Annotated in this window: 15 protein-coding genes; 13 read left to right on the forward strand and 2 right to left on the reverse strand. The window is 33.9% G+C overall.

The annotated features are described in order from the left end of the window. The first annotated feature begins 7 nt into the window (after nucleotides 1–7). The 12 genes from H593_RS18750 to H593_RS0108565 all read left to right on the forward strand — a co-directional run bounded on the left by H593_RS18750 (nucleotide 8) and on the right by H593_RS0108565 (nucleotide 15,284). Nucleotides 8–652, forward strand: coding sequence for a class I SAM-dependent methyltransferase (locus H593_RS18750; protein ID WP_037051812.1), 645 nt, complete (start codon nucleotides 8–10; stop codon nucleotides 650–652). Nucleotides 653–656: 4 nt separating this feature from the next. After that, nucleotides 657–1,217: an L-threonylcarbamoyladenylate synthase gene (locus H593_RS0108515; RefSeq protein ID WP_028872068.1), complete on the forward strand. Its 561-nt coding sequence runs from the start codon at nucleotides 657–659 to the stop codon at nucleotides 1,215–1,217. Nucleotides 1,218–1,247: 30 nt separating this feature from the next. Continuing rightward, on the forward strand, nucleotides 1,248–2,675 hold the full coding sequence (locus H593_RS0108520) for a CCA tRNA nucleotidyltransferase (protein WP_028872069.1): 1,428 nt from the start codon (nucleotides 1,248–1,250) through the stop codon (nucleotides 2,673–2,675). A 2-nt stretch (nucleotides 2,676–2,677) separates the two neighbouring features. Next, nucleotides 2,678–3,127: a GNAT family N-acetyltransferase gene (locus H593_RS0108525; protein ID WP_028872070.1), complete on the forward strand. Its 450-nt coding sequence runs from the start codon at nucleotides 2,678–2,680 to the stop codon at nucleotides 3,125–3,127. Nucleotides 3,128–3,130: 3 nt separating this feature from the next. Next, nucleotides 3,131–4,156, forward strand: coding sequence for a COX15/CtaA family protein (locus H593_RS0108530; RefSeq protein WP_028872071.1), 1,026 nt, complete (start codon nucleotides 3,131–3,133; stop codon nucleotides 4,154–4,156). A gap of 46 nt (nucleotides 4,157–4,202) precedes the next feature. Then, nucleotides 4,203–4,724, forward strand: coding sequence for an IS1096 element passenger TnpR family protein (locus H593_RS0108535; protein ID WP_028872072.1), 522 nt, complete (start codon nucleotides 4,203–4,205; stop codon nucleotides 4,722–4,724). 13 nt (nucleotides 4,725–4,737) lie between these two features. Further along, entirely contained in the window at nucleotides 4,738–5,310 is a 573-nt protein-coding gene (locus H593_RS0108540) for a HupE/UreJ family protein (protein ID WP_028872073.1), read from the forward strand. A 117-nt stretch (nucleotides 5,311–5,427) separates the two neighbouring features. Beyond that, nucleotides 5,428–6,330 carry an ABC transporter ATP-binding protein gene (locus H593_RS0108545; protein WP_028872074.1) on the forward strand — a complete coding sequence of 301 codons (903 nt, stop codon included), beginning with the start codon at nucleotides 5,428–5,430 and terminating at the stop codon, nucleotides 6,328–6,330. A gap of 58 nt (nucleotides 6,331–6,388) precedes the next feature. Next, nucleotides 6,389–7,213 (forward strand): ABC transporter permease, encoded by an 825-nt coding sequence (locus H593_RS0108550; protein ID WP_028872075.1) that lies wholly within the window; start codon nucleotides 6,389–6,391, stop codon nucleotides 7,211–7,213. Nucleotides 7,214–7,506: 293 nt separating this feature from the next. Continuing rightward, nucleotides 7,507–10,962 carry a T9SS type B sorting domain-containing protein gene (locus H593_RS0108555; RefSeq protein WP_037051815.1) on the forward strand — a complete coding sequence of 1,152 codons (3,456 nt, stop codon included), beginning with the start codon at nucleotides 7,507–7,509 and terminating at the stop codon, nucleotides 10,960–10,962. A gap of 7 nt (nucleotides 10,963–10,969) precedes the next feature. Further along, entirely contained in the window at nucleotides 10,970–13,393 is a 2,424-nt protein-coding gene (locus H593_RS0108560) for a T9SS type B sorting domain-containing protein (RefSeq protein WP_028872077.1), read from the forward strand. A 52-nt stretch (nucleotides 13,394–13,445) separates the two neighbouring features. Then, entirely contained in the window at nucleotides 13,446–15,284 is a 1,839-nt protein-coding gene (locus H593_RS0108565) for a T9SS type B sorting domain-containing protein (RefSeq protein ID WP_028872078.1), read from the forward strand. A gap of 34 nt (nucleotides 15,285–15,318) precedes the next feature. Here the strand turns inward: H593_RS0108565 and H593_RS0108570 are convergent, their stop codons facing one another. Together H593_RS0108570 and H593_RS0108575 are read right to left on the reverse strand one after the other, a co-directional pair. Continuing rightward, on the reverse strand, nucleotides 15,319–17,154 hold the full coding sequence (locus H593_RS0108570; RefSeq protein ID WP_169338353.1) for a prolyl oligopeptidase family serine peptidase: 1,836 nt from the start codon (nucleotides 17,152–17,154) through the stop codon (nucleotides 15,319–15,321). Between the two features lie 24 nt (nucleotides 17,155–17,178). Next, a complete protein-coding gene (locus H593_RS0108575) occupies nucleotides 17,179–17,409 on the reverse strand; it encodes a hypothetical protein (RefSeq protein WP_028872080.1) in 231 nt (76 codons plus the stop codon). Between the two features lie 238 nt (nucleotides 17,410–17,647). Between H593_RS0108575 and H593_RS18755 the strand changes: the two genes are divergently transcribed. Continuing rightward, complete coding sequence (locus tag H593_RS18755; protein ID WP_051229672.1) at nucleotides 17,648–23,326, forward strand: T9SS type B sorting domain-containing protein; 5,679 nt, start codon at nucleotides 17,648–17,650, stop codon at nucleotides 23,324–23,326. The last annotated feature ends 54 nt before the right edge of the window (nucleotides 23,327–23,380 follow it).

Consider the following 23,380-nt stretch of genomic DNA (forward strand, 5'->3'; position numbering starts at 1 on the left):
ACACCTTATGGAGTACGAAAACAAAGCAAAAGCATACTATAATTTTCCTAGAGAAGAGATGCTCGATTATTTACCTAAGGAAGCTCAAACAGTTTTAGAAGTAGGATGTGGCCAAGGTGCTTTTGCTGCTCAAATTAAAGACTACAACGATGCAGAGGTTTGGGGAATAGAATACATGAAAGAAGAAGGTAACCTTGCTAAAAACATTCTCGATAAGGTTTTTATTGGTGGCGTTGAAGATTTTATTAAAGATTTACCAGATAATTATTTTGATGCCATTTATTTTAATGATGTGCTAGAGCATTTAGCTTATCCAGATGCTGTTTTAAGAGATTTAAAATCTAAACTTAAAGCTAATGGATTAGTAATAAGTTCAATTCCTAATCTTAGACATTTTAGAGTACTTAAAATGTTAGTTATAGACGGTAATTGGGATTATGCAGAGCATGGTGTCATGGATAAAACACATTTGCGATGGTTTACTAAAAAAAGTATTAGAAAAATGTATGAAAGTTTAGGCTACGAAATTGTAAGCCACGAGGGAATTAGCCCTAGTAAGTCTTTGAAGCCTTACCTTTATAATATTCCTTTATTATTTACTGGAATGGATATGAAATACAAACAATTTGCTACAGTAGCTCGTAATTTATAATATCATGGATATAGCATTACAAGAAGCTATTGAGGTTTTAAAACAAGGCGGGCTCATACTCTACCCAACTGACACGGTTTGGGGTATTGGCTGTGACGCAACTAATTATGAAGCTGTAAAAAAAGTATACAAGCTAAAGCAACGAACTGACTCTAAAGCATTAATTTGTTTGGTTAATAATTATGGTATGCTAGAGAGACATGTAGATAACGTCCCTACTATGGCCTATACAATTCTAGACATAGCTGTAAAACCAACAACCATTATTTATGACCACCCTGCAGGAGTCGCAGAGAATTTAATAGCAGACGATAATACTTTAGCTATTCGAGTGATTAAGAATAAATTCTGCGAAAAGTTAATCAGGTACTTAAAAAAACCATTGGTTTCTACATCAGCCAATATTAGTGGTCAACCCACTCCTAAATCATTCAAAGAAATAAGTGAGGAGATTTTAAAAGGTGTGGACTATGTCGTAAATTTGCAAAACGAAAAAAGTCAATCACAACTATCTACAATTATTAAATTAAGTAATGTTGGTATGGTGAAGATTATACGAGAGTAATATCTCGTTACCACGAATACATGAATACAAATGTCTAAGACAAATTATAAAGAAGCCTTACAGAACGATCTATTCAAAATCATCTCTAAATCTGCAAAAGAAATAGGGCTTGATAGTTATGTTATTGGTGGTTTTGTTCGTGATTATCTTTTAAATCGTGGTGAACATAAAGATATTGATATTGTTGCGATTGGCAGCGGAATAGCACTCGCCAAACAAGTGGCAAAAAATTTACCACATCGTCCAAAAGTTCAAGTATTTAAAACTTACGGAACTGCAATGTTAGTGCATCAGGATATGGATATTGAGTTTGTTGGAGCTCGTAAAGAATCCTATAGTGAAAGCAGTAGAAATCCTGTTGTAGAAAACGGAACCTTACAAGACGATCAAAACCGTAGAGATTTTACGATCAATGCCATGGCTTTGCATCTTGATGAGAATTCCTTCGGAAATTTGTTAGACCCATTCAATGGTATAAAAGATTTAGAGACTAAAATAATACGCACACCTTTAGATCCAGATATCACCTATAGTGACGACCCATTAAGAATGATGCGCGCCATACGTTTTGCAACGCAACTTCATTTCACCATTGAAGATGACTCTTTAGAAGCGATTTCTAGAAATAGCGAGCGCATAAATATTATCACTAACGAGCGTATCGTTGTAGAACTCAATAAGATTCTAGAAAGTGACAAGTCGTCAATAGGCTTTTTACATTTGGAGAAAACGGGGCTTTTAAAACACATTTTACCTGAGCTCACCGCTCTAAAAGGCATTGATGAAGTTGAAGGTCAAACCCATAAAGATAATTTTTATCACACCTTAGAAGTCGTAGATAACATCTCTAAAAACACAGATAACCTCTGGTTACGTTGGGCGGCTTTATTACATGATATTGGGAAAGCCCCAACCAAAAAATTTAGTAAAAAAGTAGGCTGGACATTTCATGCACACGAATTTGAAGGCGCAAAAATGGTTTATCATTTATTTAAGCGACTAAAAATGCCCTTGAATGATAAAATGAAATTCGTCCAAAAAATGGTATTTATGAGTTCTCGACCAATTGTTTTAGCTCAAGAGTTGGTGACAGATTCTGCCGTGCGACGCTTGGTTTTTGATGCCGGAGACTTTGTGGAAGATTTGATGGTATTGTGTGAAGCAGATATCACGACTAAAAATTCTAAGAAATTCAATAAGTATCATAACAATTTTAAAATAGTGCGTCAAAAAATTGATGAAGTTGAAGCTAGAGATCATGTTCGTAATTTTCAACCACCAATTTCTGGAGAGGAAATTATGACCACTTTTAGTTTGAAACCATCTCGAGAGATTGGACAAATTAAAGAATTGATTAAAGAAGCAATTTTGGAAGGCGATATTCCAAATGAATATGATGCTGCTTACGAATTGATGTTGAGGGAGGGTAAACGCTTAGGATTAAAAGTAAACGTATAATTATGATTAAAATCATAAGAACAGATTCAAAAAATAGAGATTTTAACAAGTTGGTTACAGAATTAGATGCGTATCTAAAAATAACAGATGGCGATGAACACGACTTCTACAACCAATTTAACGGTATTGATATTTTAAATAATGTCCTCGTTGCCTATGTCAATGATGAACTAGCAGGTTGTGGTGCTTTTAAAGAATTTGAGAGTTTAAGTGTTGAAATAAAGCGCATGTTTACCAAGCCTGAAATGCGAGGTAACGGAATAGCTTCGGCAATTTTAAAAGCATTAGAACTTTGGGCTTCAGAATTAAACTATAAGGCTTGCGTTCTCGAAACAGGTATTCGTCAAAAGGAAGCAGTTGCTTTTTATAAAAAGAATGACTATAAGAGTATTACAAACTATAGTCAATATGTAGATATGGAAAATAGTTTATGTTTTAAAAAGATAATTTAAAGTATGCAAAAACCGTTTAGAAAATCCGCAAAAATAGCATTAGTTCTGGTTTACTTAGTAATCATTGCTGGAGCAGTTGTTCGCATGACAGGTTCTGGAATGGGTTGCCCAGACTGGCCAAAATGTTTTGGCTATTATATTCCGCCAACAGAAATTTCAGAATTACAATTCAAACCCAATCACGCTTACGATAAAGGTATAATCATCATCAAAGATGAGGCCTTGTTAGTGGCTACTGAGCATTTCAATTCTTCGGAAATTCTAAATCTAAATAATTGGGAATCGTACACAGCACACGATTACGCCCAATTTAACGCCACACATACTTGGGTTGAATATATCAACAGATTGCTAGGTGCATTATCTGGAATTCCGATTTTAATATTTACTATTTTATCATTTTGGTTATGGCGAAAAAACAAATGGTTGACCATCTTATCAATCGCCACAGTTTTTGGAATGGCATTTCAAGCCTGGTTGGGAAAAACAGTTGTTGATTCTAATTTAGCGCCTTTTAAGATAACTGTTCACATGGTCATGGCAATGGTTATTGTTGCCATTGTTTTATACTTGATTTACGCATCAAAACTCAGGTTTAGAAATCAGGTGTTTGATGTGGCCTTTAGAAATGTAATCTTAGTAGCTCTTGCATTATCGTTAGTTCAAATCGTGTTAGGTACTCAAGTGAGACAGCATATCGACGAACGTGTTAAAGATATTGGTTATATAAAATCCCTATGGATGGAGCATCCAACCTTGCAATTTTATGTGCATCGTAGTTTTTCTGTTTTAATCCTTGTGATCAATGGCTGGCTCTTTTTTAGAAGTAAAAAATTAAATTTAGGCTACGTGAAGACCTATCTTTTGATGTTGTGTATCCTTGCTGAAATCATTTCAGGAATTGCCATGTTCTACTTTGATTTCCCGTTTTTATCACAACCTTTACATTTAGTTATTGCGCTGATAATGTTTGGAATACAGTTTTATATTTATTTAGAAAGCAAGCGTAAAAAAGCGCTTCTAACATAAAACTTATTTGTACATTAACAGTACCTTTGTAATCTAATTAATGAACATGATTTACAGATTTAGAGCCATACTTGACAACGATACAGAAGACGATATTTTTAGAGATATTGAAATTCGGGAAACCGATTCTTTAGAAGATTTACATAATGCTATTACTCAATCTTTTGGTTTTGAAGGATTAGAAATGGCCTCTTTTTATGTAAGCAATGAAGATTGGGAACAAGGTGAGGAAATCTCGATGTATGATGTTAGTGAAGGTCATAATGACACGAGAACGATGAGCGAAACAATCCTCAATACTGTTCTTGACCAATCACAAACCAAACTTATTTATGTGTATGACTTTCTAAGCATGTGGACGTTTCTCGTCGAACTTGCTGAAATTGTTGAAGAAACAGAAGGCACAGACTATCCTAATCTCATGTTTGTTCATGGCCAAATACCAGACTCAGCTCCAGAAAAAACTTTTGAAGCCGAAAATTTTGATGACGATTTAAACGAATTTAATGACGATGAGCTAGATGTCGACGATTATAGCGATCTCGATTTTGATGAGAATTGGAATTAAGTATTTCTAATCTATGACTGATTTTTGGTTTTACTTAAAAGAGGGCATCATTCATATTTTAGACCTAGATGGCCTTGACCATTTCTATTTCATACTTTCATTTTGTATTCTTTTCTCTTTTAAAGACTGGAAGAAAATTATAGGTTTAGTTACTGCGTTTACCTTTGGTCATTGCATCACTTTATTTCTTTCTGGATTAGAATTGGTGACCATTAATGCAGATACAATAGAACTCCTCATTCCTATTACCATTCTACTAAGTTGTATTAATAATTTTTATGTACTGCTGAAAGACAAGCAGTCTAAACAACAATTAGTCATTACTTATATCATTTTGTTAATCTTTGGATTAATCCATGGTTTAGGATTTTCAAACTATATCAAAATGATGCTGTTTGACGATGAGTCTATTGTGTTACCCCTTTTAGGTTTTAATGTTGGGATAGAATTAGCACAGTTACTAATTGTTACTGGTTTATTGATTGTATTATCTGTATTTCAACTGCTTTTGAAATCTAAAATGAGATCGGTACGATTGGCAATTAATACGATTATTTTTGTTTTAGTGGTTATGATGATGCTTTAATTGTGACATCTAATTTAAAGGTTGCTTATTTTTTCTGTAACAATTCCTGCATATGCTCGTCGTATTGATATAATCAACCACTGCTGAAAACTTTTCCGTAGAAAAATCAATCAAATTTTGGAACCAATTTTAACCATTACTAATCTCACCAAAAAATTTGGCTACCTCACTGCTGTCAAAGATTTATCATTTACCATTAATAAAGGCAATGTATACGGAATTCTAGGACCAAATGGAAGTGGAAAATCAACAACTCTAGGAATCGTTTTAAACGTTGTCAATAAAACCGAAGGGAGTTTCCATTGGTTTGATGGTAATACCACAACTCATGATGCGCTTAAAAAAGTAGGTGCCATTATTGAACGACCAAACTTTTATCCTTACATGACAGCTGCGCAAAACTTAAGGTTAGTTTGTAGGATAAAAGGTGTTGATAGAAGTAAAATAATAGAAAAGCTAGAGGTTGTAGGACTTTTAGATAGAAAAGACCATAAGTTTAGCACCTACTCGTTAGGTATGAAACAGCGTTTGGCAATTGCTTCGGCGTTGTTAAATGACCCAGAGATCTTAATTCTTGATGAACCTACAAATGGTCTTGATCCTCAAGGGATTCATCAAATTCGTAAAATCATTAAAGATATAGCAAGCAAAGGCACAACCATACTATTGGCTTCTCACCTGCTCGATGAAGTTGAAAAAGTGTGTTCTCATGTTGTTGTATTAAGAAAAGGTGAGAAGTTATATTCTGGTCGTGTGGACGAGATGATATCGAGTCATGGCTTCTTTGAACTTAAAGCAAAAAAGCATGATGAGCTTATCAAATTATTAGAAAATCATACGTCCTTCGGAAATATAAAAGTTGAAGACCAGCTCATCACTGCGTTTTTAAATATTCCTATGGATGCTCCAGAATTTAACACGCTCATGTTTGAAAAGGGCATTATCCTTTCTCACCTTGTTAAACGCAAAGAAAGCTTAGAAGAACAATTCTTGCAATTAACAGACCACACAGAATTATAATCGTCAACCATAAAGCGTTCTGAATATTTTTTACTTCAGAATAAAAAAATCAACCACCATGTTAAGATTACTGCAACTAGAACTTCAAAAATTACTGCTTAATAGAGCTAGTAAAGTTCTCATTTTTATATCGTTTGTACTGCCATTTTTTATTATTCTACTATCCTCTATACGATTTAATGTATTTAATTATTTCACTCTAGAAGTAGGACATTATGGCGTTTTTAATTTTCCTATTGTATGGCATATTGTGACCTTTTTTGCATCACAATTTAAACTCTTCTTTGCCATTGTCGTTGTAAGTATGGTTGGTAACGAATACAGTAACAAAACCATTAAGCAAAATTTAATTGACGGCTTGAGCAAAAAAGAATTCATACTCTCTAAATTTTATACCATTATTTTCTTTTCTGCATTGGCAACGCTGTTAGTGTTTATCATCTGTTTATTAGTCGGCTTATTTTACTCGAGCATTGACGAATTACATCTTATCTTTAGAGACACAGAATTTCTTTTCGCCTATTTCATAAAACTAGTCGGCTTTTTCAGTTTATGCTTATTCTTAGGTATGTTAGTAAAACGTTCAGCTTTTGCATTGGCGTTCCTATTCGTATTGTTCATTTTAGAGTGGATTATCTTCGGGATATTAGCATGGAAAATTAACGAAAGTACTGCAACTAAAATTCAGAATTTCTTTCCATTAAAATCCATGTATAAACTTATTGACCAACCGTTTCAACGTATCGCCATCTCAAAAGCACCAAACGGTCAAGATTTTTTATATGATTTTGGAGTACATTGGTATGAAATAGCCATCGTTATGGCTTGGACTGCTTTATTTATCTTTTTATCGTATAGATTATTAAAGAAGCGAGATTTGTAATACCTTTAAAGGGTTAGTCTTTTTGAAAAAGAAACTGTATTGACTGATTAAAATTTCCGAAGAAAAAGTAGGAATTTTACGTAGTTAACTGTTCTATTCTTAAAGTTATCTTGGCTTTTTGTTTTAAACCGAAAAATATAGCTTTTGTGCTAAAATGAAATTATTTTTTCTCGACGTAGCATCGCTACGTTTATAAAAAATCATAAAATTAGAGTTCAAAATGGATGTTTTGTAGGTAAAAGAAAAAGCCAAGTTAACTTCACAAGACTTTCTAAGTTAATTGCGACGATTACATGAAAAAAAAATCCCTCATATTATTAGTAGCACTCCTTTGCATTGCCTATACTTTTGCACAACAAGAAGCCTCCTACTGGTATTTTGGACAAAATGCTGGATTGCGATTTAATTCGGGTAACGGGACGGTTACTGCAATTACAGATGGTCAAATAGATACTTTAGAAGGCTGTACTTCAATCTCAGATACTACTGGTGATCTTTTGTTTTATACAGACGGAAGAACCGTATGGAATCAAAACCATGAAATAATGGCCAATGGTGATTATTTTGGTGGTACAGGACTTTTAGGTGACCCCTCGAGTACCTCCTCGGGACTAATCGTGCCAAAACCACAAGACCCAACGCAATATTATATTTTTACTGTTGATGAACCTCATCATTTAAATGCAAATGCTTTTCCCAATCAATATACAGGGACTTATCAAGGAGGGACTTCCGCCCCTGAAGAAGATGATGGTTTTAATAATGGATTTGCTTACTCTTTGGTCGATGTTACTTTAGATGGTGGTTTAGGAGATGTCGTAGACACTGAAAAAAACATTCCATTAATTACCTATGATGTGGCTAATCCGTTAGAGGAAGCCTATAAATGCTCTGAAAAAATTACAGCTGTAAAAGCAGATGATTGCTCTTCATTTTGGGTAATCACTCATTTTATTGATAAATACTATGCGTTTAAAGTAGATATTAATGGGGTAAATACAACCCCTGTAATTTCGACTGTTGGCCCTGAGGTTCCTATTTCTGGATATCGTCGAAATGCTCTTGGTTATCTTAAAGCCTCTCCTGATGGGTCTAAATTGGCAGTTGCTCATTTAGGCTTTGCGACGGAACAAGCGGGCAATGCTCCTGGTGGCGTCTATTTGTTAGACTTTGACAACGATACAGGAATTGTATCAAATTCGGTTGAGTTATATGGCCCAGATCAGGGTGATAGTCCTTATGGTGTTGAGTTTTCTGCGGAAAACAGAAAAATATATGCAAGCGTTGGTGCAGGAATTGGAGGCGGTGGAGACAGCACTATATACCAATGGGATTTAGAAAGTTCTGATATTCCTAATTCTATTGAAATCATTCATCAATCCACAGTATTTAGTGCTGGAGCGCTACAATTAGGCTTGGACAAACGTATATATAGGGCGCAAATTGATTTTAGTGTAAATTTTAATGTACCGTTTCCAAATACTGGAAACTTTATGGGTATCATTAATAATCCTGAAGAAACTGGTAGTGCCACTAACTATGATGAAACGGGGATTCTACTGGATATTAATGGTGGGTTTCAAAACACAAGTCGTATTGGTTTACCACCTTTTATCCAGTCGCTTTTTAACTCACAAATTGATATCATCCAAAATGGGATTAGTACCACAGAGCTTAAATTGTGTACAGGTGACAGTTTCACTTTAACTGCAGAGGATGTTGCCGGAGGTACTTATTCATGGACAAAAGATGGTATTGAATTAACCGAAATAACATTTGAATTAGATATTAACGAGCCAGGGTTTTATGAAGTTTTTATAGAACCGAACAGTGGTGAATGTCCTATTGAAGGTGAAGCTTTTGTTGGTGTATTTGACATCCCAACAGCCACACAACCTCAAAATATGGTCAATTGTGATTTTACTGAAGTTTCTGTTTTTGATTTAACCGCTCAAGACTCAGCTATTTTAGACACACAAGACTCTTTGCAATACTCGGTTCATTATTTCACTTCACAGGAAGAGGCAGATAATAATACCAACGAAATTATTGGCAATTTTACAGCGACTGAGAATCCGCAAATTATCTATGCTCGCGTAGATAATAACGATAACGTTAATTGTTACGCAACAACATCTTTTACACTTACAGTTTCTATTACACCAGTAATAAGTACCCTTGATGATATTACAGTTTGTGATACCGATTTTAATGGGAATAATATGGACGGTTTTACGACCATAACTTTAGATGGACTCAATGCAGGAATTCTATTTACACAAGAGCCCTTGTTATACGCGATAACATTTCATCCATCGCAGCAAGATGCAGATGATAACACCGATATTTTTCTAAATTCTTATACAAATACAACAGCTTATACAGAAGAAATATTTGTGAGAATAGAGAATAATGCAAATACAGATTGTTTCTCTACAGGTTCATTTATTCTGACTATAAACGATGCTCCCGACGCTATTGACGCCACATTAACACAATGTGATGAAGATGGGATTCCAGAAGGCTTCACCACCTTTGATCTCAATCAAGTATTTGATGATATTACTGGTGGTGGTGCTAATAGAACGATTCAGTTTTATGTGTCGCTAACAGATTTAGAAAATAACGAAGATGAACTCAATGCAGATGCTTTTGAGAATTATTTTAATCCGCATATTATTTATGCCTTAGTCACTAATACAGATACTGGTTGTACTAACATTGCTGAGCTTAGCTTGCAAGCGAGTTCTACATCTTCAAATAGTACCACAATTGAAGTTTGTGATGATGATGGTACTGAAGATGGGTTCTATAATTTTAATCTTACCAGTGCTGTAGACGCTATTCTCTTTGGGATTGATCCCGATCTAGAGGTCAGATTCTATGAAACCTATCAAGAGGGTTTATTAGAAGATAATCCTTTAGGAAATAGTTTCACAAATACAATAGCTTACAACCAAACGATCTATGCTCGCGTTGAAAACATGAATGCTTGCTTTGGCATAAGTGATATAGAACTCACTGTTTTTGAATTACCTAATATCATCATCCAAGAAGATCTATATTATTGTTTAAATACATTCCCACAAACCATAATATTGACAGGAGGGTTAATTGATGATACGCCTAATAATTACTATTACGATTGGTCTACAGATGAGGACGAATTTGAAATTGAAGTTAATGAGCCTGGAACTTATACAGTGAGAGTGACCTCTACAGAGGGTTGTTTTAAAGATAGAACGATTAATGTATTAGCATCAGATATAGCAACATTCGCAGAAATACAAGTGACAGATGCGACCTCAAATAACACCATTTCAGTCTTTGTAACTGGTGAAGGTGTTTATGACTATGCATTGGATAACCCTGCAGGTCCTTACCAAGAAAGTAACATCTTTGAAAATGTTAGTTTTGGATTTCATACCGTTTATGTTCGCGATATAGAAAATAATTGCGGAACCGTTAACGAGGTTGTATCAGTAATAGGGTTTCCTAAGTTTTTTACACCAAATGGAGATACTTTTAATCCTACTTGGCAAGTCAAAGGGATTTCTAGCAATTTTCAACCTAACTCCCAAGTTCTAATTTTTGATCGTTATGGAAAATTATTAGCTGAAATTGACCCACTCGGTCCCGGATGGGATGGTACATTTAATGGTTTTAATATGCCTGCAAGTGACTATTGGTTTGTTGTCACCTTAGAGGATGGTCGTACTTTTAAAAGCCATTTTGCATTAAAACGATAGATCCTTCATGAACAAACTATTTTCAATTTTACTTTTATTTTTATTTTTTTCAACTACAGTTTTTTCTCAAACTCCTAACGATTGTGTAAATGCAATTCAAATTTGTGGAAATTCTAATATTGATTTAGATGTTGCTGGTGTGGGGATTCAAGAATCTTTTTCTAATGCCTGCGGAATGGTTGAAAATAACACCATTTGGTTTAGATTAACGTTTGAACAAGCTGGTAATTTTGGCTTTATTTTGACTCCAAATAGTACTGCAATAACGGAAGATTATGACTTTTCTCTATTTGGTCCAACAGACTCCTGTTCTAATTTAGGTGCTGCTATTCGTTGCTCAACAACAAACCCACAAGCCGCTAACCAAGGTAATAATCTTACTGGCATGAATACGACTGAAACTGACGTAACTGAGGGTCCTGGAGTAGATGGAGATAGTTTTGTAAATGAAATTGAAGTACTAAATGGTGAAACGTATTATCTACTCATTGATAGACCCGTTGGAAATAGTCCGTTTAGTCTAGAATGGACTGGTTCTTCGCAGTTTCCAAATCCGCCAGAAAATCAATTGTCATTTGATGATGTCATCAATTTAAATGCATGTGACACCATAGCTCCATTTGGAGATGGGATCACACAATTTGATTTAGAAATTAATACATTAGCGCTTGCTGGAAATCAAACTAATATCGTGGTTTCTTATCATGACTCAGAAGAAAATGCTGTTTTAGGTCTCAATCCCTTAGCAAGCCCATACACGAATACCAGTAACTCGCAAGCCATCTATGCAAGAATTCTAAACACCATTTCTTTGTGTTTTATTACTTCTAGAATAAACTTAAATGTCATTGAAATAGGTATCGTAACCCCTTCTGATTTTGAGCTTTGCGATAATGTTAATTTACCTAGTGGTATCTCAGAATTTGACTTAACACTAAAAATTCCTGAAATATTAAACGGATTAAATCTTAATGAATATACATTTTCATTTCATTTAACTGAGGATAATGCCGTGACTAACTCTAACCCTATTCCATCAAATTTTCAAAACACAGCTCCTGACATACAAGAAGTCTTCGCTCGAGTAGAAGAAATTACGACAGAATGTTTTGGATACGTAGCTATAAATTTAATTATAATCCCTCCTCCAGATGCTTTTGACACCACAATAATACAATGTGATGAAGATGGCATACCAGAAGGATTTACAACTTTTGACCTCAACCAGATCTTTGATGATATCACTGGTGGTGCTTCAAATAGGACAGTCGAATTCTACGTATCGCTTGCCGATTTAGAAAATGATGAAGATGAACTCAATGCCGATGCTTTTGAAAATTATTTTAATCCGCATATTATTTACGCACTCGTTACAAATACGATTACAGATTGCTCTAATATTGCTGAGATCACACTTCAAGCCAGTTCTACAGCTTCTAATCATACAATACTAGAAGTTTGTGATGATGATGATGGCACTGAAGACGGATTCTATAATTTCAACTTAAACGACACACTAAATGAAATTCTCTTCGGCATTTCTCCAGATCTAGAGGTTACTTTTTATAACAGCTATGAAGGTGCTTTAATTGAAGATAATCCATTAGGAAACAACTTTACCAATACCATACCTTATCAACAAACCATTTATGCTCGTGTAGAAAACATGAATGCTTGCTTTGGTATAAGTAATATAGAACTCACTGTTTTTAAATTGCCTAATATCGTCATTCAAGAAGATCTATATTATTGTTTAAATACATTCCCACAAACTATAATATTGACAGGAGGATTAATTGATGATACGCCTAACAATTACTATTACGATTGGTCTACAGGTGAAGATGAATTTGAAATCGAAGTTAATGAGCCCGGAACTTATACTGTGAGAGTCACTTCAACACAGGGTTGTTTTAAGGACAAAACGATTAATGTATTCGCATCAGACATCGCAACAGTCACAGAAATACAAGTGACAGATGCGACTTCAAATAACACCATTTCAGTATTTGTAACTGGAGAAGGTGTTTATGACTATGCATTGGATAATCCAGAAGGTCCTTATCAAGAAAGTAATATTTTTGAGAATGTAAGTTTTGGATTTCATACTGTTTATGTTCGCGATATAGAAAATGACTGCGGTACCGTTAGCGAGATTGTTTCGGTTATAGGGTTTCCGAAGTTTTTTACACCAAATGGAGATACTTTTAATCCCAGATGGCAAGTTCGAGGGGTTTCTAATGATTTTCAACCTAACTCTCAAGTTTTAATTTTTGATCGCTTTGGTAAATTATTAGCCGAAATTGATCCATTAGGTCCTGGATGGGATGGGACCTTTAATGGTTTTACGATGCCTGCTAGTGATTATTGGTTCGTCATATCGTTACAAGATGGTAGAACATTTACAGGCCATTTTGCACTTAAACGTTAAGAGTATTAGTGTAAAATAATTTATGTACTTTTAAAAATATCAATTACTTTCAATGAGGTTTATCAAATTTATACAAATCGTATTCCTATTTGTTTTTACAATACCCTCTCATGCGCAAGACATTGAATTATTCGAGCAGTTTAATGGTCGTTATGATTACACTGCTATTGGCAATACACTGAACCCTTTTGAGAATAATTTAGATGATAGTTTTTGCTTTCCATTAGAATCTTCGAGTGCTGATTTAGATTTATCAGACTCGACAGTAATTACAGCTGCCTATTTATATTGGGCTGGTTCTGGTACTGGTGACACTAATGTAATGCTTAACGGATTTTCAATTGATGCCGATGACACTTATACTGTTGACTATATAGAAGTAGGTGGAACATTAACTTATTTTTCTTGTTACGCTGACATTACGAGTTTTATAATTTCCGAAGGAAATACAACCTATGAATTATCTAATCTTGACATCACAGAAGCCCTAACAACCAATGACCGTTACTGCAGCAATCGTACAAATTTTGCAGGTTGGAGTATTTATATCGTATATGAAAATGCTTCGCTACCATTAAACCAGGTGAACTTATATCAAGGTTTAGAAATCATCAATAGAAATAATCAGGAAAAAATTATCAATATTGATAATCTCAATGTTATTGACAATGTTGGAGCTAAAATCGGGTTCCTGGCCTGGGAAGGTGACAACAGTTTGAATTTTGGAGAAAGTCTATCTATAAATAATACTATTATTGCCAATCCTCCTTTAAATTTAAGTGATAACGCTTTTAATGGTACTAATACGTTTACGAACTCTAACACTCTCTATAATTGTGATTTAGATGTTTATGATATTCAGGATAATATCGCTATTGGAGATACTAGTGCCTCTATTAAATTAACTACTGGTGATTTTGATGACAACGGGCAATTTAGAGCTGACTTGATTATTATTAATAATATAATCACGGTTTTAAATAGTCAGCTACCAGATGCCACAATTGTTTTAGAGGATTACAATGTTGATTGTGGTGATAGAACTATTTTGGTGGATTACACTGTATTTAACGTGAACAGCACAGAACTATTACCTGCAAACACACCAATTGCCTTTTATGCTGAAGGCACAATCATTGGGCAATCACAAACTCAAAATGACATTGCTATCGGTGCTTCAGAAAGTGGTACCATTTCATTAACACTACCAGACGAAATAGGTGACATTATCTTATTAACATTAGCTGTAGATGACGATGGATCAGGAAATGGTATTGTTGCTGAAATCACAGAAACAAATAATATTGACGATGTTATTTTAGAATTGTTAGTCCTACCTCCTGTACAAATTTTACCCAACCAAATTGGTTGTAATGAAGGTTTTAATAGCGCTACTTTTAATTTAATTGACATTTTTTTGATTTCAGAAAGCTTATTAACCGATATTACATTTTATGAATCATTTGAAGATTTGCAAGCAAATACAAACGAAATTATTAACCCAGAAAGTTATTCTAACGTTAACAACCCACAAACCCTATTTGTAAAAGTTGATAACTCACCTTGTTATGATATTTATGAGTTTCAGGTTTCTGTAGATAATTGTCCGCCTCATGTTCCTGAGGGTTTTTCACCTAACAATGATGGCACTAACGATTGGTTCAATATTCAAGGACTTTATGATATTTTTGAACATCATCAACTTAAAATTTTTAACCGCTATGGAACTTTAATTTTTGAGGGAAATAATAATAACAAATGGTATGGACGCATCAACAGAGGATTAAATAATGACGGTAAAATAGTTCCTGTTGGCACCTATTTCTATATTCTTAATCCTAATGAGACTAATTTTAGACCTCAAATGGGGTGGGTTTATGTAAATTATTAGACATTTAAAGTGTTACCGTATGCTTTACTGTTTATTACAGCTCATCAAATAAGAAACCATATATGTAGCAGTTTTCTTCTAGTTTATCATACATATTTATAGCTCCAAAATGTCCTGTTCTTTTTTGTGTCCATAATAAAATAGGATGTTCTTGAGATGGATTATTTTGAAGTCTAGCAGCGAACTTAAAGGAATGTAAAGGAGGTACTCGATTGTCATAAAGTCCAGTAGTAATTAACATTGATGGATAATTCACGGTGTTGTCAATATTATGATAGGGAGAATACGAATAGAGATTATCAAAATCTTGTTGATTTTCAACATCTCCAAATTCCAAAATATTTGTTGGCGTAGCTCCAACGGTAAAATTTGAAAGTCTAAGCATGTCTAAAGCTCCTACATTAACTTCTGCTGCTCCAAAAAGATCTGGGCGCTTTACGACAGAGGCGGCAATTATGAGTCCTCCGTGAGAACTACCACGAATGGCTATCTTTTTTGCTGCTGTATATTTCTGTTCTATTAAAAACTCTGCTGCTGATATAAAATCTTGAATTCCGTTTTGTTTATTTAGCCCTTTACCCTTCTCCCACCATTGCTTACCGAGCGTTCCACTTCCTCTAATATCATCATATGCAAAAGCACCGCCATTTTCAATAAAATATACAATACCTGGATCATATGATGATGAACTCACACTACCATATCCACCATAGGTGCTCATTAAAAAGGGTGTTACAGAATTTTGGGAGAGACTATCCTTATACACAATAGTGATGGGAACCTCTGCTCCATCTTTAGACGTAAAAGTTTTTTTGATAAACTTATATCCTTTAGGATCAAAGCCGACTTTAGTTTGATTAATAAGGTCATAATTAAAAGTATCTAAATCTAGTTTATATAATACACTTGGGATGGTGAAAGATTGTAAATAAAAGAAGAACTCTTTAAAGGTCGTATTGTAACTCATCCCATCAACAGATAAACCATTTGGTGTTTTTGTTTCTTTTATAACGCGCCCATCACGATCTACCAATGAAAAAAGATTGCCCTCTTTAGTAAGGTACAATGACAAGATATTCTCCTCGAGAACTCTAAACTCTAAAAAGATGGCACCATCGTAGACTGCAGAGACCACTTTAAACTTAGTCGGTTCATTTTTAGGTATAGAAATAACTTGCTTTTTATCGTCAAGATATGTCGTCGCATAAATTTGATTCTCTTTAAAATTAAACCCTTCTAAATCATACTTAATATTCATTAAAAAGGGTTTGAAATTTAAATCATTATCGATAGCATCAAGATAGAAATAACTAAAAATGTGAGTCTCGATATTTTCCTTTTTAATAATGAAGAAGGACTCATCTGGAGCTCCATACATACTAATATAATCGCTCTCTCTCCTTGATTTAAAAATGAGAATATCATCAGAAGGACTTGAATCAATCTTATGATACATTATTGCAGGTTTTTGTGTCTTCGCTCTCAACGAATCAAATGGGAATTTCTCGTAAAAAAAACCATTTCTTAACCAATGTAAATTAGATGATTTTGTGTGTTTTATAATTTCAGAATAAGAACGTCTTTTTTTTACTTTTACAATTCTAATCTCTTTCCAGTCACTACCATTGCGATTGTATTGAAATGCCAAATGACCATTGGTCCTAGAAGGCTTATAATACGAAATATCTATGTCGCCTTTGGAAGGTATGGAAGAGGATTTCACCAAAACATCATAATCATCATCTAAGCCATATTTATAACATAGCGATCTTGTTGAACCTGTACTTGTATAGCATGTCGAAAAATAAATTCGATCCTTAGAAGATTCGTCGAAATTTTGACCAGAATACCCTCCAGTTCTCTTAAACATTAATTTGTTCATTTGAGGTTCAATCTATGCTTGTCTAGATGTTTTTCTCAAAAATCTTAGTGACAACTTATTTTGCGCCTTTATCCAATCTTTCACCTCGTCAGTTTCTTGTGATTCCAACCATTGATAATTATCAATGACATCAATATTGTGATATGTGTTAATAACTGGTTGTTTCGATGATTCTGGATATTCTATCTGGGAAATCACAAATTGTGGTATGAAAAAAATCAAAAATAATAAGGAATGTCTCATCAGTAGTTTGGAATAAAAATTCGAAAAACAAATATCAAAAAAAAAATAAACAATTAACTAATGTTTCTAAAATTGTGTTGTCAATCTTCTAAAAACCATTTAAATGTTAAAGTTTAATGTATTTCGTCGTGTTATTTAGTATTTCGTCTTAAATAACGCTACTTTCACACTTCAGTAGAAATATTGGATATCACCCCAAATTATAATAGCGATAATGCTATAATTTAACCGCTTACAGATGATATTTTTAAAAAAATCCCTCAGTACTATCTTATGCTTATTATGTTACGTAGTAAGTTCTCAACAGATTAGTGTCGATAATTCATTTACAGAGCAACAACTTGTAGAAAACAGTCTTTCTCTAGGATGTGTTGAAACGTCCAATATTCAATCATTAGTTAATGGCCAAGTCAACGGGTTTCAAAGTTTTGCATATTTTGAACGCGCTGATTCCAACTTTCCTTTTGAAAACGGAATCATGCTATCTACAGGAAATGCAGCTTCTGGAGGAAACACACAAAATACAGCTGTATTAAATGAAGGCCAACCAGATTGGGCTACCGATCCAGATCTTGAAACTGCTTTAGGTATTACAGGAACTCTTAATGCAACATCAATAGAGTTTGATTTTGCTTCTGTATCTAACCAAATACAATTTAATTACATACTAGCTTCTGAAGAGTATTTTGGAGATTTCCCTTGTAACTACTCTGATGGTTTTGCATTTCTAATTAAAGAAGCTGGCACTAGCGATCCTTATATAAATATTGCTATAATTCCAGGTACAACTACTCCTGTTAACACAAGTACTATTCATGATGAAATTGTAGGATTTTGTAGTGCTTCAAACGAGGTTTTTTTTGAAGGTTACAATATTGGCGACACCAATTATAACGGTCGTACTAGTGTAATGACAGCCACAGCTAGTATTACGCCTAATGTAACCTACCATATTAAATTAGTTATCGCAGATCAAACAGATAAAAATTATGATTCTACAGTATTCATTGAAGGTAATAGCTTTAATGCTAGTGTTGATTTAGGCACCGATATTCAAACCTGTGCAGATACAGTTACACTTGATGGTAATATTGAAAATCCTTTAGCAACCTACTCATGGTTTCTAAATAATACTTTAATTACTGCAGAAACACAAGCTACTATTAATACAGCTCAATCTGGTACTTATCGTGTTGAAATACAAATTCCGTTAGCGGGTTCTAATTGTCTTATAGAAGATGAAATTATAGTCACCTTAAGTTCTACGCAAGCGGCTCTACCTATTTCAAATTATGAATTATGTGATGACGCAAGTGGAGATGGTATTGAAATTTTCGATTTATCTACCAAAGATGCAGATGTTCTTGCATCAGTTCCTGCTTCTAGTTATCATATTTCTTATCACTTATCAGCAATAGATGCTCAAACTGGCACGAGTGCTATGTCTGGCTCATTTCAGAATACATCAAACCCACAAACAATATTTGTTAGAATTGAAGACATTATAAATGGCTGTTTAGCGTTTCAGAATTTTAATTTAGTCGTCAATCCATTACCAGTTATTACCGCACCAACTATTTTAATTGAATGTGATGATATAACAGCAGACGGATTTACAACTATTGATTTATCTCAAAAAGATAATGAAATTACAAACGGAAATTTAGATTTAGTAGTCACGTATCACTTTACACAAAACGATGCAGACGATGGAATGAATGCGATCCCACTACCTTATGTAAATACAAATCCCAATGAAACACTTTTTGTAAATGTTACTAATAGCATTACCGGTTGCTCTATAACGACAACATTAAATATTGAAGTCCTTAATAATCCCGTTATTAATACAGACGAACATTATATTGATGCTTGTGACGCAGATTTAGACGGATTTGCTCTTTTTGATTTAACATCGATTATTGATGATGTTCTAGAAGGTTTAACTGGTGTAAATGTTACGTTTCATGACACACAAGAAGATGCTGATTTAGGAGTTAACCCTATTGCAGACGACACTAATTATACCAATATAATTATCAATGAACAACTTCTTTACATACGGGTTGAAAATACGACTACGGGTTGTGCTTCTATAACACCTATTGAGATACACACTAATTTATTACTCACAGCAACAGATATTAAAGATTTTCGTGCCTGCGACGAGGACAATGATGGTCAAGAAGAATTTTATCTCCTTGATATCATTGAAGATATTCTTGATAATTTGGAAGATATTATGGATTATGATATTGATATCGATTTTTATTTAACAGAAGACGATAGAGACAATCAAACCAATCCAATTGATACATCGGTTTCTTTTGAACCAACATCAAACCCACAAATTTTATACATTACATTAACAAGTCCTACTTGTCAAGAAGTATCGCAGATTGAACTTTATATCGATCCCATTCAAGTTTTTGATCCTATTGGTCTTCAGAATGATTGTGATACAGATCAAGACGGTTTTACGAGTATAAATTTAAGTCAGTTTGATAGTTTAATCACTAATAATCTGGCAGATTTTACGGTTACTTATTTTTCTTCGGAAGCTGACGCAGAGGCAAATACAAACGCATTACCAGCATTCTATACGAACATCTCTAATCCAGAAACATTTTATGCGAGAATTACTTTTGGAGAAACAGGTTGCTCAGATATTAATAGCTTTGACATTGAAGTGTTGCCTGCTCCATTATCTAATGAGCCATCAGGTATTATCATTTGTGATGATAACCAAGACGGGATTTCTAATATAGACTTAGACATCAAAGTTTCAGAAATTGTTAATGATACAACCAATAGGAGTATCACATTCCATAATACTATATCTGACGCACAAACAGCATCCAATCCAATTGCGACAACCTCATCTTATCCAGCAGTTACCGAAACAGTTTTTATAAGAATTGAAAATACAATTACAGGATGTTACTCAACCGAAAGTTTGGAAGTCATTGTAAATACACTTCCAAATTTTATAGCGATCTCTAACTACAAAATCTGTGAAGATTCGAGTGATGACATTGGTGATTTTGTATTTTTCACAAAAGATATTGAAATTTTAAATGGTCAAACTGGTAAAGACGTATTTTACTTTTTAAATCAAACAGATGCAGATACTAATACAAATGCAATCGATAAAAATACAGCTTTTCAAAACACTTCAAATCCACAAACAATTTTTGTTCGTGTAGAAAATACTTCAGATTCAGACTGCTATGGTACTTCATCTCTCACGATAGAAGTTGGAACTAATCCCGTTATCAATGAACCTACAAACTGGTTTGTTTGTGATGATATTTTAAATGATGGCAGTGAATTATTTGATCTTAATGTTAAGGTAGAAGAAATTTCTGAAGGTGTAAGTGACGCTTTAGACGTGACATTCTACGCTACATTAGCAAATGCAGAAAATTTAACAAATGCGCTTCCACTTCAATATGCCAATACACTTAATCCACAACGCATTTTTGTTGTTGTAGACAATGGGACCATTTGTAATTCCATAACAAGTTTTGAACTCAATGTAATACAAGTGCCCGAAGTAAATCTTGCCCAGCCTATTGAGATGTGTGATGATAACTACGACGGTATTGTAGTATTCAATCTTACACAATCTGAGTTTGAAATTCTAGATGTCAGACACGATAATATTACAGTAACTTATTTTGAAACTATGGACGATTTGGATGCCAATACGAATCCTATTCAAAATCCAAGTACCTATAGCAATACTGCAAACCCACAAATCATATTCATAAAAATAAACAATACAATTTCAAATTGCTTTGCCGTGGTTCCTTTGGAACTTATTGTTAATTTACCTCCAGTAATTAATGATTTTCAAACCTATGAAATTTGTGATAACGATACCAATAGTTTTAATTTAAATACTATACCACCTGAAATAGTCGATGATTCAACAGATAAGAATTTTAGCTATTACAGTAATTTAGCAGATGCTCAAGCAATTACAAACGCTTTAGATGCTAACTACACTTACGTAACAACAAGTGATTCTATATTTATTCGTGTATCCTTTATCTCTACGTCTTGTTTTGCTATTTATAATTTTAATTTAATTATTAATCCTGTACCAGTAGCTCATCCACCTGCAGACTTGCAGGCCTGCGATGATCAGTCAAATGACAATTTAGAAGGGTTTAATTTATTCTCACAAAACGATGAAATTCTAGGTGCGCAAAACGCCTCTAACTTTACAGTGAGCTATTATTTAAATACAACCGATGCTAATACAGCTTCCAGCGCTTTACCAGATAGTTTTACTGGGCAAGATGGACAAACAATTTTTGCTAGAGTAGAAAATAACATTACAGGATGTTACAGTATAACTCAATTTGATTTGATTGTTAATATGTATCCAAACCAACCTAATGCATTACAAATGTGTGATGCAAACTTTGATGGATTTACAAGTTTTGATTTGATACAATCTGAGATCTATTTATTTAACACAATAAACCCAGATATTATTATTACCTATTTTGAAACACAAGACGAATTGGATGCCAATAGTAATGCTATCCCAAATCCAAGTGAGTATACAAACACATCTAACCCACAAACAGTATTTATAAAAGTCTATAACCAAGTAGCAGATTGTAGTACCTCTGTCAGTTTAGATTTAGATGTCAATTTACCACCTGCTATTAATGCCTTTGACATTTACCAAGCTTGTGAAAACGATTCGAATACTATTGATCTAACTGACATTAATACAACTTTACTCGAGCAAACAGCAAATGTATTAGTCACTTATTTTTCTTCGGAAAATGATGCTCGAAATCAAGAAAATATTTTAAACACAGATTACACATATCTTAGTAATAACGACATGCTTTTTGCTAGAGTTGCGTTTTCTACCACACATTGCTTCGTCATTCATCAATTCACATTACAAATCAACCCATCACCAATTGCAAACCAAACGAGTGATATAGAAGCTTGTGACGATGATTTTGATGGTTTCTTTGAATTTAATTTAGCACAACAAAACGCTCAAATTATAGGTAGTCAAAACCCGAATAACTTCACAGTCACATTCTATCTGGATGCTATTCTAGCAGAAGAAGGAACAGATGATTTAGGAGTAACATATGAGGCTTTAACTGGCGAAACCATTTATACAAGAATAGAAAACAACACGACTGGATGTTTTAGTATAACCTCATTTATGACCGTTGTATTTGAGAAACCTTTGCTAGACGTTGGTGATCAAGTCATTTGCTTAGAAAACCTCCCACTTATGGTAAGTGCAAATACAAATAATACTGGAGATTCGTACCAATGGTCAACTAATGAGGCAACATCCGAAATTGAAATAACAGAAATAGGAACCTACTCTGTGACGGTAACCACACCAAGTGGTTGCGAAACAACAGAAGTTTTTACAGTTACAGAATCTGAAGCTGCAACAATTGAAATAACAGAAACTATTGATTTCTCAGACCCAAACAATATTACAGTTACGGTTAGTGGAATTGGAAGCTATCTATATCAATTAGATAACAATCCACCTCAAGAATCTAATGTTTTTGAAAATGTAAGCTTAGGGTATCACACGTTGAGAATTATAGATTTAAACGGTTGTGCAGAAGTCACCAAAGAAATTGTTGTTATTGACGCACCTAAATTTTTTACACCAAATAACGATTCATACTTTGACACATGGCATATTACAGGTGTAGAAACCTTAACTGGGACCATAATCTATATCTATAATCGTTATGGTAAATTATTGACTACACTAGACTCTAATTCTAGAGGTTGGGATGGATTATATAATGGAAATCTAATGCCTGCTTCAGATTATTGGTTTGTTGCAGACGTTAAAAAAGGCAATATTGCTTTCCAAGTGAAAGGCCATTTCTCTTTACGTTTATAATCTTAACATTTTTTAAAGCATAACATTTCAATCTATACCTATCTTTACAGTTGG

The sequence above is a fragment of the Psychroserpens burtonensis DSM 12212 genome (assembly GCF_000425305.1).
In the GTDB taxonomy this organism is placed as follows: Bacteria; Bacteroidota; Bacteroidia; order Flavobacteriales; family Flavobacteriaceae; genus Psychroserpens; species Psychroserpens burtonensis.